This window comes from Nonomuraea purpurea (genome assembly GCF_042650645.1).
Lineage (GTDB): Bacteria > Actinomycetota > Actinomycetes > Streptosporangiales > Streptosporangiaceae > Nonomuraea > Nonomuraea purpurea.
Genome location: NZ_JBHSBI010000010.1, coordinates 141,529 through 155,826, shown reverse-complemented (window position 1 = coordinate 155,826; position 14,298 = coordinate 141,529). Strand labels below are relative to the sequence as shown.

11 protein-coding genes are annotated in these 14,298 nt (G+C 72.0%); 4 read left to right on the top strand and 7 right to left on the bottom strand.

Translation table 11 applies throughout. The features are described 5' to 3' along the window. Positions 1–127: 127 nt before the first annotated feature. From ACFOY2_RS21140 to ACFOY2_RS21110, 7 genes are all read right to left on the bottom strand, one after another. A complete protein-coding gene (locus ACFOY2_RS21140; protein WP_379529769.1) occupies positions 128–1,156 on the bottom strand; it encodes a leucine-rich repeat domain-containing protein in 1,029 nt (342 codons plus the stop codon). 49 nt (positions 1,157–1,205) lie between these two features. Further along, the gene (cutA, locus tag ACFOY2_RS21135; RefSeq protein ID WP_379529768.1) at positions 1,206–3,563 is read right to left on the bottom strand and encodes an aerobic carbon-monoxide dehydrogenase large subunit; all 2,358 of its coding nucleotides are present in this window, start codon (positions 3,561–3,563) and stop codon (positions 1,206–1,208) included. Further along, a complete protein-coding gene (locus tag ACFOY2_RS21130; RefSeq protein WP_379529767.1) occupies positions 3,560–4,036 on the bottom strand; it encodes a (2Fe-2S)-binding protein in 477 nt (158 codons plus the stop codon). The genes cutA and ACFOY2_RS21130 overlap by 4 nt, the downstream gene beginning before the upstream one ends. Further along, entirely contained in the window at positions 4,026–4,862 is an 837-nt protein-coding gene (locus ACFOY2_RS21125; RefSeq protein WP_379529766.1) for an FAD binding domain-containing protein, read from the bottom strand. Before ACFOY2_RS21125 ends, ACFOY2_RS21130 begins: the two co-directional genes overlap by 11 nt. Beyond that, the gene (locus ACFOY2_RS21120) at positions 4,859–6,271 is read right to left on the bottom strand and encodes a uracil-xanthine permease family protein (protein WP_379529765.1); all 1,413 of its coding nucleotides are present in this window, start codon (positions 6,269–6,271) and stop codon (positions 4,859–4,861) included. Before ACFOY2_RS21120 ends, ACFOY2_RS21125 begins: the two co-directional genes overlap by 4 nt. Before the next feature lie 151 nt (positions 6,272–6,422). After that, a complete protein-coding gene (locus ACFOY2_RS21115; protein WP_357805041.1) occupies positions 6,423–6,626 on the bottom strand; it encodes an RNA-binding S4 domain-containing protein in 204 nt (67 codons plus the stop codon). 11 nt (positions 6,627–6,637) lie between these two features. Next, positions 6,638–8,251 carry a PucR family transcriptional regulator gene (locus ACFOY2_RS21110; RefSeq protein WP_379529764.1) on the bottom strand — a complete coding sequence of 538 codons (1,614 nt, stop codon included), beginning with the start codon at positions 8,249–8,251 and terminating at the stop codon, positions 6,638–6,640. A gap of 130 nt (positions 8,252–8,381) precedes the next feature. Here ACFOY2_RS21110 and ACFOY2_RS21105 point away from each other — a divergent pair, with 130 nt between their 5' ends. The 4 genes from ACFOY2_RS21105 to ACFOY2_RS21090 all read left to right on the top strand — a co-directional run bounded on the left by ACFOY2_RS21105 (position 8,382) and on the right by ACFOY2_RS21090 (position 14,280). Further along, positions 8,382–9,218, top strand: a complete 837-nt coding sequence (locus ACFOY2_RS21105) for a DUF2877 domain-containing protein (RefSeq protein WP_379529763.1) — start codon at positions 8,382–8,384, stop codon at positions 9,216–9,218. Then, positions 9,215–10,555, top strand: coding sequence for an FdrA family protein (locus ACFOY2_RS21100; protein WP_379529762.1), 1,341 nt, complete (start codon positions 9,215–9,217; stop codon positions 10,553–10,555). The genes ACFOY2_RS21105 and ACFOY2_RS21100 overlap by 4 nt, the downstream gene beginning before the upstream one ends. A 46-nt stretch (positions 10,556–10,601) precedes the next feature. After that, positions 10,602–11,978: a YlbE family protein gene (locus ACFOY2_RS21095; RefSeq protein WP_379529761.1), complete on the top strand. Its 1,377-nt coding sequence runs from the start codon at positions 10,602–10,604 to the stop codon at positions 11,976–11,978. Positions 11,979–12,225: 247 nt separating this feature from the next. Beyond that, positions 12,226–14,280 (top strand): serine/threonine-protein kinase, encoded by a 2,055-nt coding sequence (locus ACFOY2_RS21090; protein WP_379529760.1) that lies wholly within the window; start codon positions 12,226–12,228, stop codon positions 14,278–14,280. The last annotated feature ends 18 nt before the right edge of the window (positions 14,281–14,298 follow it).

Here is a 14,298-nt window from a genome sequence, read left to right as displayed (position 1 = left end):
CCGTCTCATCCCTGAGCTCTACAGGCTGTAGTACATCTACTTGAAGTAGTACTACACGCTGTAGAGCAATGCTGGGCAACGGGGTGCGACCTTGGTCACATCGCAGCCAGACCGGGCTCGCGGCGGGTCAGCGCAGGATGACGCAGCCGCGTTCCTTGAGCCGGGTCAGCACCTCCGGCTCGCCGTCCAGCTTGTTCCACCGCAGGTCCAGCTTCGCCAGCGGCGGCAGGCGGTCGGGGAGCGTCCGCAGCCGGTTGTTGCGCAGATCGAGTTGTTCGAGTCCGGGCGGCAGCGCGGCGGGCAACTCGGACAGGTGGTTGTCGCGCAGATCGAGCACGCGCAGCTCTCCGAGCCCGGCGATCGAGGCGGGCAGCCGGGTCAGCCGGTTGCCGCGCAGGTGCAGCTCACGCAGCCGGGACAGGCCGCCGACGGACTCGGGCAGCGACTCCAGCCGGTTGTTGTAGAGCCGCAGCTCGACCAGCCCGGCCATGGCGCCGAGTGTGCCGGGCAGGCGGGTGAGCCGGTTGTCGGTGAGGTTGAGGTAGGCCAGCTCGCCGAGCCGCCCGATCGACTCCGGCACCTCGGTCAGCAGGTTGTCGCTGAGGTAGAGGTAGTCGGTCAGGCGCAGGTCGCCGAGCTCGGACGGGACCGAGGCCAGGCGGTTGTGCCCGAGGTCGAGCAGGCGCAGCCCGGTCAGGCCGCCGACGGCCGGGGGAACCTCGGTGAGGGCGTTCTCGGCCAGGTTGAGCGACTCCAGGCCGGTACGCGTCCACAGCGAGGCGGGCACGTCGGTGAGGGCGTTGCCGCCCGCCGACAGGTGCCGCAGCCGCTCACCCAGGCGGTCGGGGAGCTTGGCGACGCGGTTGCCGTACAGGGAGAGGGTCTCCAGGCTCGGCGGGCAGCCGGGCAGGGACGTCAGCGCGTTGCCGTCCAGGTGCAGCGCCCGCAGGGCGGTGAGCCCCGACAGCTCGGGCAGCGTCGTGAGGCGGTTGCCGTCGAGGTTGAGCTCCTCCAGCCGGGTCAGCCCGGCCACCCGGGCGGGGAGTTCGGCGATCTCGTTCCAGGCCAGGTCGATCAGCCGGACGTCGTCGGGGACGTCGGGAAAGGCCGTCAGCCCGGCAGCGGGCGCGCGCACGGCGCCTCGGTCCTCGCGCATCGGTCGCTCATCACTCCTCGTTCACGCCATAGAGCCCGCAGGGTCCCGATCATTCCATGCGGGCGCGCAGATCGAAGAGTTCGGACGGGGAGATGGGCATGCGGTCGATCTGGATGCCCTCGGCGTCCTCGATGGCCGAGGCGATGACCGCCGAGACGGGGATCACCCCCGCCTCCCCCGCGCCCTTGACCCCGAGCGGGTTCAGCGGCGACGGGGTCTCCAGGTGGGCGGTCTCGACGCGCGGGATCTCGGTGGCGTACGGCATGAGGAAGTCCATGAAGGAGGCGTTCACGAGCTGCCCGTGCGGGTCGTACTCCATGCGCTCGTAGAGGGCCCCGCCGATGCCCTGCGCCACTCCCCCGTGGATCTGCCCCTCGACGATCATGGGGTTGATCAGCTTGCCGCAGTCGTGGACGACGGCGTAGCGCAGGACCCTGATCTCGGCCGTGTCGGGATCGGTCTCGACGATCGCCGCGTGCATGCCCGCCGCGAACGTGGACCTGATCGGCGAGTAGTAGTCGCGCCCCTCCAGCCCCGGCTCCTCGCCCTGCGCGACGGGCGGCCGGTCGAAGTCGGCGGCGCCGGAGAACTGCGTGGCCTTGGCGGTCTCGTCGTCGAAGGCGTACCGCAGCGGGTTGGCCAGGACGGCGACGGTGGACAGCGGGATGGAGGCGCTCGGCGTCCCTGCCACGTGCACCAGCCCGTCGGCGATCTCAAGGTCGGCGGGGTCGGCCTCCAGCGCGTCGGCGGCGATGCGCAGCGCCTTCTCGCGCACCTTCCTGCAGGCCAGCGCGATGGCGTTGCCGCTGACGACGGCCGCGCGCGAGGCGAAGGTGCCCACGGCGTAACCGAACCTGCGGGTGTCGCCGGTGACCACGCTGACCTGTTCGATGGGCACGCCCAGCTCGGTCGCGGCGATCTGGGCGAAGACCGTCTCGTGGCCCTGCCCCTGCGAGGTCAGCCCGGTGGAGACGTGCACCCGCCCGTCGGAGGTCACCTGCACGTGCCCGCCCTCGTAGGGCCCGACGCCGGTGCCCTCGACGTAGCAGCCGATCCCGATGCCGAGGCCGGGCCGGTGCTCGAAGGCGTCCCAGCCGATCAGCTCCTTGAGCATGGCGAGCATCCGGGGGTAGTCGCCGCTGTCGTAGATGAGCGGCCGGCCGTCCTGGAAGATCATGCCCTGGTCGTAGGGGAACTCGCCCGGCCCGATGAAGTTGGCCGCGCGGACGGCGGTGCGGTCCTTGCCCAGGTAGCGGGCGATCTTGTCCATGGTCCGCTCCATGCAGAACACGCCCTGGGGCCTCCCGGCCCCTCGGTAGGGGGTGACCTGCACGGTGTTGGTGTAGACGGCGGTGAACTCGACCCGGTACGCCCCGATCTTGTACGGCCCCAGCAGCTGCGTGGCGGTGACGATCGGCACGATGATCCCGTACGGGGTGTATGCCCCGTGGTCGTGCAGGATCGTCACGTCCAGCCCGAGGACGCGGCCGTCGTCGTCGAAGCCCACCCGCACGTACTGCACCTGGCCGCGTTCGTGCGCGGAGGAGATGAAGTGCTCCCTGCGGTCCTCGGCCCACTTGATCTCGCGGCCGAGCGTCATCGACGCCCACGGCACGAGGATCTCCTCCGGCCACGGGTGCACGATCTTCACGCCGAACCCGCCGCCCACGTCGGGCGCGATGACCTCAACGTGCGGCAGCGGCAGGCCGAGCGCGGCGGCCACGGCCATGCGCACGCTGGTCGAGGTCTGGGTGCTGGAGTAGACGCGCAGGTCGCGGCCGTCCCAGCGGGCGTACACGCCTCGGCCCTCCAGCGGCATGCTGGCGCTGCGTTCGATGTCGAGCCGGAAGGCGAGGGTGTGCGGCGAGGTCTCGATGGCCTGCCTGGCCCTGCTCCCGTCGGCGCCGGCGACCTCCTGGACGAGGTGCGCGCCGACGTTGCCCGGCACGTCCTCGTGCACGAGCTGGGCGCCCTGCACGGCCTCCTCCAGGCCGACGACCGGTTTGAGCGGCTCGTAGTCGACCTCGATGAGCGCGCAGGCGTCCTCGGCGGCGTAGCGGTCGGCGGCCACGACCATCACCACGGGCTCGCCGACGTGCCTGACGACGTCCCTGGCCAGCGGGTAGGCGGTGCGCCCGTGGGTGAGGGCCGGGTGCGGGATCAGCAGCGGCAGCGGCCTGCCGACGCGTTCCGGCAGGTCCTCCCAGGTGTAGATGGCCACGAGCCCCGGCACGTCGAGGGCCGGGTCCACGTCGATGTCGCGGATGCGGGCGTGCGCGTGCGGCGAGCGCACGAACGCGGCGGCCAGGGCGTCGCCGCCCAGGTCGTCGAGGTAGCGCCCCTGCCCGGTGAGCAGCCTGGGGTCCTCCCGGCGCTGCACCGGCTCACCGAACAGCCTCGTCGTCATGCTTCCTCCGCCCGCAGCTCGGCGGCCCGATGGACGGCCTTGACGATGTTCTGGTAGCCCGTGCACCTGCACAGGTTGCCGGAGATGCCTTCGAGCACCTCCTCGTCGGTGGGCGTGGGGTTGTCGCGCAGGAAGGCGGTCACGGTGCACAGGAACCCCGGTGTGCAGAATCCGCACTGCAGCCCGTGGCACTCGGCGAACGCCCGCTGGACCGGCGACAGCCCGCCCTCGGGGGCCAGCCCCTCGACGGTGGTGATCTCGTGGCCGTCCACGGTGACGGCGAAGGTCAGGCACGAGCGCACCGGCTCGCCGTCGAGCAGCACCGTGCAGCAGCCGCAGACGCCGTGCTCGCAGCCGACGTGGGTGCCGGTCAGGCCGAGGTCGTGGCGCAGGCAGTCGGACAGCAGGCGGCGCGCGGGCACCGTCGTCCTCATGGCCGTGCCGTTCACGATGAGCGTGATCTCATGCTCCACGGGCTTCCGCCTCTCTGACCGCGTTGCGCAGCGCCCGCTCGGCCAGCACGCCCACCAGGTGGCGGCGGTAGGCGGCCGTGGCGTGGATGTCGCCGTCGGGCCTGACCCGCTCGACGGCGGCTTCGCGTACGGCGGCCGGCTCGCGCACGTCCATGACGACCGGCGTCGGCCCCACCCCTATGCAGGCGAGTCTGGCGGTGGCGATGCCGCCGTCCTCGTCGAGCGTGACGACGGCGCAGACGCCGGCGAGGGCGTAGTCGCCGTGCCGGCGGGCGACCTCCTCGAAGGCGGCCCCGGTCCGTGGGCCCAATGCCGGGAAATATGCCGACACGGCCAGTTCGTCTGGCTGGACGGCCGACTCCATGGGGCCGACGAAGAACTCCCCGGCGTCGACGTCGCGCCTCGTCTCGGCGCCGCCGTCCCAGCGCGCGAGCCGTACCGAGCCGCCCAGCACCGCCAGCACGGCGGGCAGTTCCGCGGCCGGGTCGGCGTGCACGAGGCTCCCGACCACGGTCCCCCTGTTCCTGATCACGGGGTGGGCGACCAGCTTGAGCGCCCGGGTGAGCAGCGGATGGGCCCCGGACCTCTCGGCCGCGGAGTGCCTGACCAGCGCCCCGACCCGCACGCCCGTCCCAGTCGAGTCGATCGTGGCCAGCGACGTCAGGCGGTTGATGTCGACGAGGTGCCCGGGCGCCACGAGCCGCATGTTCAGCATCGGGATCAGGCTCTGCCCCCCGGCCAGCACCTTGCCGCGGACCTCCGCGAGAATCCGCAACGCCTCGCCGAGGTCGCCGGGGGCGTGGTAGTCGAAGGCGGGAGGCTTCACCCGGCCTCGCCTTCCGCGGGGGCGGTGGATCGTCCGGCGATGGCGCGCAGCAGGTGGTATCCGCCCAGCACCACGATGGTGCCGAGCGCGATGCCCTCAAGGGTGAAGTCGCCGCCGATGAAGTGGCTCACAGGTCCGATGGCCAGAATGATGCCCGCGCCGATCGGAACCATGTTGACGGGATCGGCGAAATCCACCCGGTTCTCGATCCAGATCTTCGCTCCGAGCAGCCCGATCATCCCATAGAGGACGACCGTCACGCCGCCGAGCACGCCGCCGGGCGTGGCCGCGACCAGCGCGCCGAACTTGGGGCAGAGCCCGAACAGGATCGCGATGATCGCGGCGATGTAGTAGGCGGCCGTCGAGTAGACCTTGGTGGCGGCCATGACGCCGATGTTCTCGGCGTACGTGGTCGTGGGCGACCCGCCGACCGCGCTGGTCACCATCGTGCCGACGCCGTCGGCCAGCACGGCCCGGCCCACGTACGGGTCGACGTCCGTCCCTGTCATCTCCCCCACGGCTTTGACGTGCCCGATGTTCTCCGCGATGAGCGCGATCACAGCGGGCAGCACCAGCAGCACGGCCGAGGTCTTGAAGTCGGGGCCGTGGAAGTTCGGCAGGCCGAACCAGGGCGCGGAGGCCACCGCGTCGAAGTTCACCCGCTCGTGCGGGAAGGCCGTGGCCACGCAGTACGTGCCCTCGGACTGACAGGCCGCCCCCGCCGCGTCGCGCAGGTTGGCGCCGGGCAGCACGGAGGTGATCGGCCCTGCCGTCCTGTCGAGCACCCACGACAGGACGAACCCGGCCACGAGCCCGACCAGCACCGCGATCCGCCCGACGAACCCCTTGAAAAGCACGATCACCAGGAAGGTGATCAGCATCGTGACCAGCGCGACCCAGTGGTCCTGCGGCCAGTAGACGTCCGCCACCACATACGCCAGCCCGAACCCGATGAGCATCACCACCGCACCGGTGACCACGGGCGGGAAGACGCGGTGGATGATCCGCACGCCGAGGAAGTGGATGGCCAGCCCGGCCAGCGCCAGCACGAACCCGACGACCAGGATGGCGCCGGTCACGATCGCGTCCGCGCCGGCCGTGTCGCCCCCGGCCGCCGCCCTGATGGCGAACACCCCGCCGACGAAGGACGCGCTGGTGCCCAGGTAGCTGGGCACCTTGCCCTTGACGATCAGCAGGAACAGGATCGTCGCGACGCCGGACATCATCACGGCCACGTTCGGGTCCAGCCCCATCACCAGGGGGAAGACGAACGTGGCGCCGAACATCGCGATCACATGCTGCGCCCCGAACCCCACCATCCGGGGCCAGCTCAGCCGTTCGTCGGGTCTGACCACCTCTCCGGGAGCCAGATGCCTGCCGTCACCGTGTTTGGTCCATCCGAAAACCATGCCAGCCCCTCGTGTACTGGGCCTCGCGCTGAGCCGCCCTCGGGCACATTAGGCCCGACTGCACCCGCCTACACGGGCATGATCTGCCAAAACCGCGCCCGGGACCAGATGCAAACTCGCGCACACGAGATTCGGCGGCGCCGTGAGGGTCTCACTCGACCTGGATCGAGAACCCCTCCCCGCTGACGACCTGCCCGGCCCGGATCTTGGCCGTCTTCCTGAGCTCCACCTCGCCGTCGACCAGCACCATGCCCTCGGCGATCAGGTGCTTGGCCATGCCGCCCGTCTCGGTGATCCCGCAGTACTTCAGCAGGTCGCACAGCGGGATGTACTCGGAGCGCAGTTCGAATTCCACAACCACCCAGCCTAGATGCCCCGCATGCGCAGCACGTGCAGGGCCAGGGTGAGGTTGAGGCGCAGGTGCGGGTCGTCGGTGAAGTTCCCGAGCAGCCGCTCCAGCTTGCCGATCCGGTAGCGCAGGGTGTTGTAGTGGAAGTGCAGCCGCCGGGCGGTTTCCGCCACGTTGAGGTTGGTCTCCAGCAGCACCTGCAGCGTGCGCCGCAGGTCGGCGTTCTCGGCGTCCTCGTCCAAGGCCAGCGGCCCCAGCGTCTCGCGGACGAAGGCGTGCAGTTCGTCGGTGTCGTTGACCAGGGACAGCAGCCGGTAGACGCCGAGCTGGTCGAAGTGCGCCACCGCGCCGGGGCCGTGGAGCTGGCGCCCCACCCTGGCCGCCTTCAGCGCCTGCGAGTACGCCTCGGGTAACGTCTCGGCCCCTGGGCTCGGCCGGGACGTGCCGGTCGAGAACGTCGCGGGCGGCACGTCGGCGAAGGCGGAGGCCGCGTCCTTGGCCACCCTGGTGGCGTCGATCGAGGCGTCGACCACGGCCACCACCTCGTGCGAGAAGCCGGCCACGGCCCCTCGGGGGTCGTGGCGCCGCATCGCCGCCGTCCAGCACGACACCAAGCGGTCCTGGGCGCTGCGCTCGTCGCCGTCGGGGTCGAGCTCGGCCACCAGCACGGTCACGGGCCGCGCCAGGTCCCAGCCGAACGCCCTGGCCCTGGCCGTGACCCGCTCGGCGGCGCCCGCCCTGCCGGTGAGCACGTCGCGCAGGAAGTCGGCCCGGTACTTGCTCTCGACGGCGTTGACCGCCTCCTGCCGGGTGACGACGAGCGCGGCGACGGTGGCGGCGCGTTCGAGGATGCCGACGTCGCTGTCCCTGATCGCCGCCGACGCGCTGTAGGCGACGATCCTGCCGTGGTGGTGCCCTCCGGCGAGCACGGGCACCGAGGCGAACGACCTGGCCCTGCTTGCAATGGGGCCTGCGACGGGCGTGCGCGGCGGGCCCTCGCGGGAGATCGACTCGCGCAGGATCGTGACGTGGTCGTCGGGGCCCGCGGTGGCCAGCACCCGGCCCGAGCCGTCCACGGCCGCCACCGACACCTCCAGCAACTGCGCCACCTCGGCCGCGACCTCGCCCAGCCCGCCGCCGTTCAGCACGACCTGGACCAGCGCCCGGTGTGCCTCCTCCGCGCGGGCCAGCACGGCGGCCTGCCGGTTGAGGATGTCGGTCAGCACCTGGTTGAGGATGTCGTCGAAGCCGACGTCGTTCGGCAGCAGGATGAGGGGGAAGCCGAGGCGGTCGGCCTGCTCGACCATCTCGTCGGGCAGTTCGTCGACGTAGCGGCCGAGTTTGATCGCCAGCGCGGCCAGCCCGCGTTCGTCCAGGTCGGCCACCAGGCGCCCGAGCGACTGCGGCGTGTTGCGCAGCGGGTAGCCGGTGGTGAGCAGGAGTTCGTGCGGCTTGACCCAGGCCAGGATGTCGGGCACTTCCATGACGTTGAGCCGTTGCACGATGCGGCCCAGCCCGCTCTCCCCGGCGATCAGCCTCGCATCGGCGAGGGTCGAGACGCCGAGCACCTCTCCCACGGAGACGCCGTGAATGATCGTTCCGGTGCTGGCCAGACGGACGGGGGGCTCCATGGGGAGATTGTGACCCCGGAAGCCGTCTGTCAGGAAGAGCCAACCTTCCCGCTGACTGTTGGCAAATTTACCCGTACGGAGGGTTCCCCGGCCGTTCTACGGTCAGGTCCAAGGTCGGTTGGGAGGTTCGGTGACCGTCAGTGTTCATGCTCGGCGTGCCCGCGTCCACGTCACGGGTGCGGCCAGCGCGGCGGTGCGCCCTGTCCTCGCGGCCCCCAAACAGCCCGCCCGCGTGCTGGCCGCCTTCCCTTCTGGCGTGTACCTGGAGGTCAGGACCGATCTGGAGCCTTCGGTGATCGCGGTCATCACGGGCGAGGCCACGCGGCTGCCCAACTCCGTGCTGCTGGCAGGTCCGCTGCCTCAGGTCACGGTGGGTGATGAGGCCGCGGTGGGCGACCGGGCGGTCGAGCTGGGGCCGCTGAGCCTGAGCGTGCGGCGCTGGTGGGATCCGTCGCCGCCGATGGGCGGGATCGACCGGGCGCGGCTCGCGCGTGTGCGGCTGCCCGACCCGCCCGAGCCCGGCCTGGCCGGCGACGCCTCCGTCGCGTTGCTCGCCGACAGTTGCGCCGAGGGGCGGCTGCTGGGGGCGGTGACGGCGGCAGAGCGGCTCGTCGGGCTGGGTCCCGGGCTGACGCCCAGCGGGGACGACGTGCTGGCCGGGCTGCTGGTGACGCTGCGGCACCTGGGCTCGGAGCGGGCGCGCTGGCTGGCCGACTGGCTGGCGGCGACCGTCACGTTCGACGCGCGGACGCGTACCACGCCGATCTCCGCGACGCTGCTGCACTGCGCCGCCAGGGGCGAGGCCAGCCCGGAGGTGATCGGGGTGCTGCGCGGCATCGCGGGCTCGCAGCCGCTCCAGCCGGCGCTGCTCCGCCTGCACCGTCTCGGCCACACCTCGGGCTCCGACCTGGCCCAGGGCATCGCGATCGGGCTGCGGGCGGTCGTCTCCTTGGGCAGGGCCGAATGAGCGACGAACTGGTGCTCGTGCGCAAGGGCGCCTACCACGACTCGGTCACCCTCATGCGGGTCAGCAGGGCCCTGTCGGACCTGCCCGGCGTGGAGTCGGCGATGGTCGCCATGGCGACGGAACTGAACGTGTCGATCCTGCGGGAGATGGGGTTCTCGCTGCCGGAGGCCGGCCCTGGCGACCTGGTCATCGCCGTGCGCGGCCGCGACACGAAGGCCGCCGCCGCCGAGGCCGAGCGGCAGCTCACCGCCTTCCACCCGCCGGCGGCGCCGTCCGGTCAGCCGCCGCTGACGACCGGCTCGGCCGCCAGGACCCCGGCCGACCTCGTGCTCGTCTCGACCCCCGGCGAGTACGCCTTCTTCGAGGCCCTGGACGCCGTCTACGCGGGACTCCCCGTCATGATCTTCAGCGACGGCGTCGGCCTCGACCAGGAACGGCGGCTGAAGGAGCTCGCCGAGACCAGGGATGTCCTGGTCATGGGCCCCGACTGCGGCACGGCCTCGATCGCCGGCGTCGGCCTGGGCTTCGCCAACGTGCTCTCCCCCGGCCCGGTCGGCGTGGTCGCGGCGTCAGGCACCGGCGCCCAACAGGTGACGTCCCTGCTGGACTGGGCGGGCGTGGGCGTCAGCCACGTGCTCGGCGTGGGCGGCAGGGACCTGTCGGCCGAGGTGGGCGGCCTGTCGACGCTGCGGGCCCTGCGCATGCTCGACGAGGACCCGGCCACTGAGCTGATCGTGCTGATCTCCAAGCCGCCCGCGCCGCAGGTGGCGCGGGTCGTGCGCGAGGCCGTGGCCGGGCTGGCCACGCCGGTGGTCGAGGCGCTGCTGGGATCGGGGGCGCCCGATCTCACCGAGGCCACCGAGCAGGTGCTGCGCGCGCTGCACAGGCCCGTCCCCGAGTGGCCGTCCTGGCCGGGCACCGCGCGGGACGCCCAGAAGAAGACGATCAAGGGCGTCTACTCGGGCGGGACGCTCAACGTGGAGGCCGCCATGATCGCCGGCCCCGGCGACTTCGTCGACTACGGCGACGACGTCTACACCCGGGGGCGGGCGCATCCGATGATCGACCCGACGCTGCGTGCCGAGGCCCTCGCCCACGCGCGGGCCGGCGACGTGGTGCTCATGGACGTCGTGCTGGGCCACGGCGCCGACCCCGACCCGGCGGCCTCGCTGGCGCACGCCGTCGCCCGCACGCCCGCCACCGTGGTGATCGCCCTGATCGGCACCGCGGGCGACCCGCAGGACCTGCACCGCCAGGCCGCCGCCTTCCGCGCGGCGGGGGCGGCCGTGTTCACCTCCAACGCCCAGGCGGCCCGGCACGCCAGGAGCCTGCTATGAGCCCGGCCGTGTCCACCTCCGACGCCCGGCACGCCAGGAGCCCGCTATGAGTCTTCTCTCCGGCCCGCCCAGGGTCATCACGACCGGCGCGAGCCTGCTCGACGAGGCACTCAGGGCTCAGGCTGTGCCGACGATCCCGGTGTCCTGGCGGCCGCCGCTGCCCGGCACCGCCGACGCCCTGGCCGCCGTGCTGGCCGATCCGCGCAGGCAGGCGGCCAACGAACGGGCCGTGGGCCGGCTGACGTCCGCGCGGCCGTTCCTGACGGGGGTGCGGCGGGCGTCGGAGGTGCTGGCCGAAGGGGTGTTCCTGCACGCGGGCCCGCCGATCACGTGGGAGCGGGCCTCCGGACCGATGCGCGGCGCGCTGATCGGCGCGATGCTGCTGGAGGGCCTTGCGGGCGACGAACACGAGGCCGGACGGCGGCTGGCCGCAGGCGAGATCGTGCTGGCGCCGTGCCACGAGCACGCGGCCGTGGGGCCGATGGCGGGCGTGGTGAGCCCGTCGATGTGGCTGTTCGAGGTGCGCGACGACGAGCACGGCGGCGTGGCCTACTGCTCGCTGAACGAGGGCCTGGGCAAGGTGCTCAGGTACGGCGCGTACGGGCCCGAGGTGCTGGAGCGGCTGCGCTGGATGGACGAGGTGCTCGGCCCCGCCCTGGCGGCGGCCGTCGAGCGCACCGGGCCGATCGACCTGCGCGCGCTGGCCGCCCAGGCGCTGCAGATGGGCGACGAGCTGCACAACCGCAACCGCGCGGCCACCTCGCTGCTGCTGCGCGAACTGGCACCCGCCGTCGTGGAGGCCGCGCCCGGCGTCGCTGCGCAGGTGCTGCGCTTCGTCAACGGCAACGACCACTTCTTCCTGAACGCCGCCATGGCCGCGGCCAAGGTCAGCACGGACGCCGCCCGCGACGTGCCGGGCTCCTCGCTGGTCGTCGCCATGGCCAGGAACGGCACCGACTTCGGCGTCCAGGTGTCGGGGCTGGGCGGGCGCTGGTTCACAGGGCCCGCGGGCGTGCCCGACGGGCTCTACCTCGGCGCGTACGGCCCCGGCGACGCCAACCCGGACATCGGCGACTCCACGATCACCGAGACGTCGGGGCTGGGCGGGTTCGCGATGGCGGCGGCGCCGGCCATCGTGCGGTTCGTGGGCGGCGAGGTCGGGGACGCGGTGCGGGCCACTTTGTCGATGTATGAGATCACGCTCGCCGAACATCCCGCTTATCAGATTCCGGGGCTCGGCTTCCGCGGCACGCCGGTGGGGATCGATGTCACGCTGGTGGCCAGGACGGGGCTGCTGCCCGTGGTCAACACCGGCATCGCCGGGCGTATCGCTGGCACCGGACAAGTAGGTGCTGGACTAGTCAAACCGCCCGTTGAAGCCTTCACAACCGCATTGCACGCACTAGCGGATGCGAGTAAGTGATCGGTTTGATTAGTGATATTTCCGCACGTCAGGGCCATTGTAAGGAAACATCAGCTTCCATTGGGCATTGGCCGCCGATATCGTAACGAACCTCAGGCCAACAAGAAACCTGCTCGTCAGACTGCCGTCCCCCCTATCGCGCCTGGTGAAAGGCCGTAGCGGCAGTCAGGCTCGGTGGTTTCTCCTTGGCGATCTGCGCCCGGCGCAGAGACGCACGTGACGGATGAGGCGAAATGGGGGCGGGATCATGGCTGCCGACCGCTTGCTCAGCGGACCCGGCCCTGAAGGAGGCGCCGCCGGCGGCGCACCGCAGAGCCAGGGCCGCCTGATCGGCCGGCGCTATCGGCTCATGTCGCCGGTCGGCAGGGGCGGCATGGGAATGGTGTGGCACGCCCACGACGTCCTGCTCGACCGGGACGTGGCCGTCAAGGAACTGCTCCTGCCGTACGGGCTGGACCGCACCGGCACGCAGATGGCGCACCGGCGCGTGCTGCGCGAGGCCAGGTCGGCCGCGCGGCTGACGCACCCCGGCATCGTGACGGTCCACGACGTGGTCGAGGAGGACGGCCGCCCGTGGATCGTGATGGAACTGGTCCGCGCCTGGTCGCTGGAGCAGGCCGTCCGCCAGAGCGGGCCGCTGCCCGTGATCCAGGCCGCCGAGATCGGCATCAGGGTGCTCGACGCGCTCAGGCACGCGCACGCCGCCGGCATCCTGCACCGCGACGTCAAGCCGGGCAACGTGCTGCTGACGGCCGACCGCGTCGTGCTGACGGACTTCGGCATCGCCGCCATCGAGGGCGACGTGACGATCACGCAGACCGGGCTGCTCATGGGCTCGCCCGCCTACATCCCGCCGGAGCGGCTGTCCGGGCAGGCGATCACGCAGGCGGCCGACCTGTGGTCGTTCGGCGCGACGCTGTACGCCGCCGTCGAGGGGCGGCCGCCGTACGAGGGGCCGGACCCCGTCGCGGTGCTCGGCTCGGTGCTCACGCAGGACCCGATCAGGCCGCAGCGGGCCGGCTCGCTGATGCCGGTGATCGAGGGGCTGCTGCGCAAGAGCCCGGCCGAGCGGCTGACCTCCGACCAGGTCATCGAGATGCTGGAGACGGTGCTGCGGGCGCACGGCTCCACCCGGCCGCGCCCGCCTGAGACGCCGCCCGGCCAGTCCGACTCGTCCCCGGCGGAACTGCCGTCGCTGGAGAGCCCGTCGGGGCCGATGCCGTCGCGGATCGTGGAGACGCCCTCGGGTCCGGTACGCGTCCCGTACGACCCGCGGACCAGCCCGTCGGGCGGCCACCCGATGCCGTACGACGGCCTGTCCAGCCCGTCGGGCGGCCACAGGACCGACCAGTTATCCGGCGACTTCGACGCCTTCACAGGGCAGAGCGGGCCGTCACAGGCCCGGCAGCCCTTCGGCGCCCCCACGGGACCGCACCGCATCGCGAACGACGTCGCCTACAGCACCGGCGACGACCTCGGCGGCTCCGGCCCGCACCCGCAGCCGATCCTCCCGCTGACCACGGACAGCCGCGCCTCGGGCGCCCCCACCCCCTGGCCGCTGGCCTCGGCCGACGACCTGCGCGAGCAGTCGCGCGACCTGTCGCAGGACGACCATCGCAACCGCCTGGCCACACTGCCGAGCGCACCGCCGCGCACGGGCAAGAGCAGGCGCAGGAGCGAAGAGGACGACGGCCCGTGGCTGCGCGGCGGGCGTCCGACGCCGCTCACGATCGTCACCACGCTCATCGCGATCGCGGCCGTCGTCGGGGCCGTGATGGTGATCACGACGGACGGCTCGTCCCCTACGGCGCCCGCCCCCCTCGCCGCGACCACGCCCGCCACGAGCGCCTTCGCCGAGCCGTCGGCCGTGCCCGGCGGTTTCACCGAGCACACCTCCGCCGGGTTCGCCGCGGCCGTCCCCAAGGACTGGAAGCCGGCGTCCGCCAGCGGGCAGGCCACGTTCACCGGGCCGAAGGACTCCGGCATGCGGATCATGGTCGAGGAGACGACGCCGCAGGCCGACGGCGGGCTGGCCGAGCTGAACAGGCGGGAGGCGAAGGGCGGGGTCGAGGGCTACATCCAGGTGCAGTTGCAGGCGGTGGACTACCGGGGCTGGAAGGCGGCCGACTGGGAGTACACCTACACCACCGCCAACGGCGTCCCCATGCACGCGCTGACCAGGTACGTCTCGATCGACGAGAGCACGGCGTTCACGATCACGTTCGATCTGCCCGAGCTCAAGTGGGACGACCAGGCGCAGACCCGCAAGGTGTTCCTGGACACGTTCCGGCAGACCACCTGAGACGTATTGCACCGACCA

Coding starts and splice junctions, on each gene's coding strand:
- ACFOY2_RS21120 (WP_379529765.1), bottom strand. CDS start 6,271: ATGGTTTTCGGATGGACCAAACACGGTGACGGCAGGCATCTGGCTCCC.
- ACFOY2_RS21110 (WP_379529764.1), bottom strand. CDS start 8,251: ATGGAGCCCCCCGTCCGTCTGGCCAGCACCGGAACGATCATTCACGGC.
- ACFOY2_RS21140 (WP_379529769.1), bottom strand. CDS start 1,156: ATGCGCGAGGACCGAGGCGCCGTGCGCGCGCCCGCTGCCGGGCTGACG.
- ACFOY2_RS21090 (WP_379529760.1), top strand. CDS start 12,226: ATGGCTGCCGACCGCTTGCTCAGCGGACCCGGCCCTGAAGGAGGCGCC.
- ACFOY2_RS21100 (WP_379529762.1), top strand. CDS start 9,215: ATGAGCGACGAACTGGTGCTCGTGCGCAAGGGCGCCTACCACGACTCG.
- cutA (WP_379529768.1), bottom strand. CDS start 3,563: ATGACGACGAGGCTGTTCGGTGAGCCGGTGCAGCGCCGGGAGGACCCC.
- ACFOY2_RS21095 (WP_379529761.1), top strand. CDS start 10,602: ATGAGTCTTCTCTCCGGCCCGCCCAGGGTCATCACGACCGGCGCGAGC.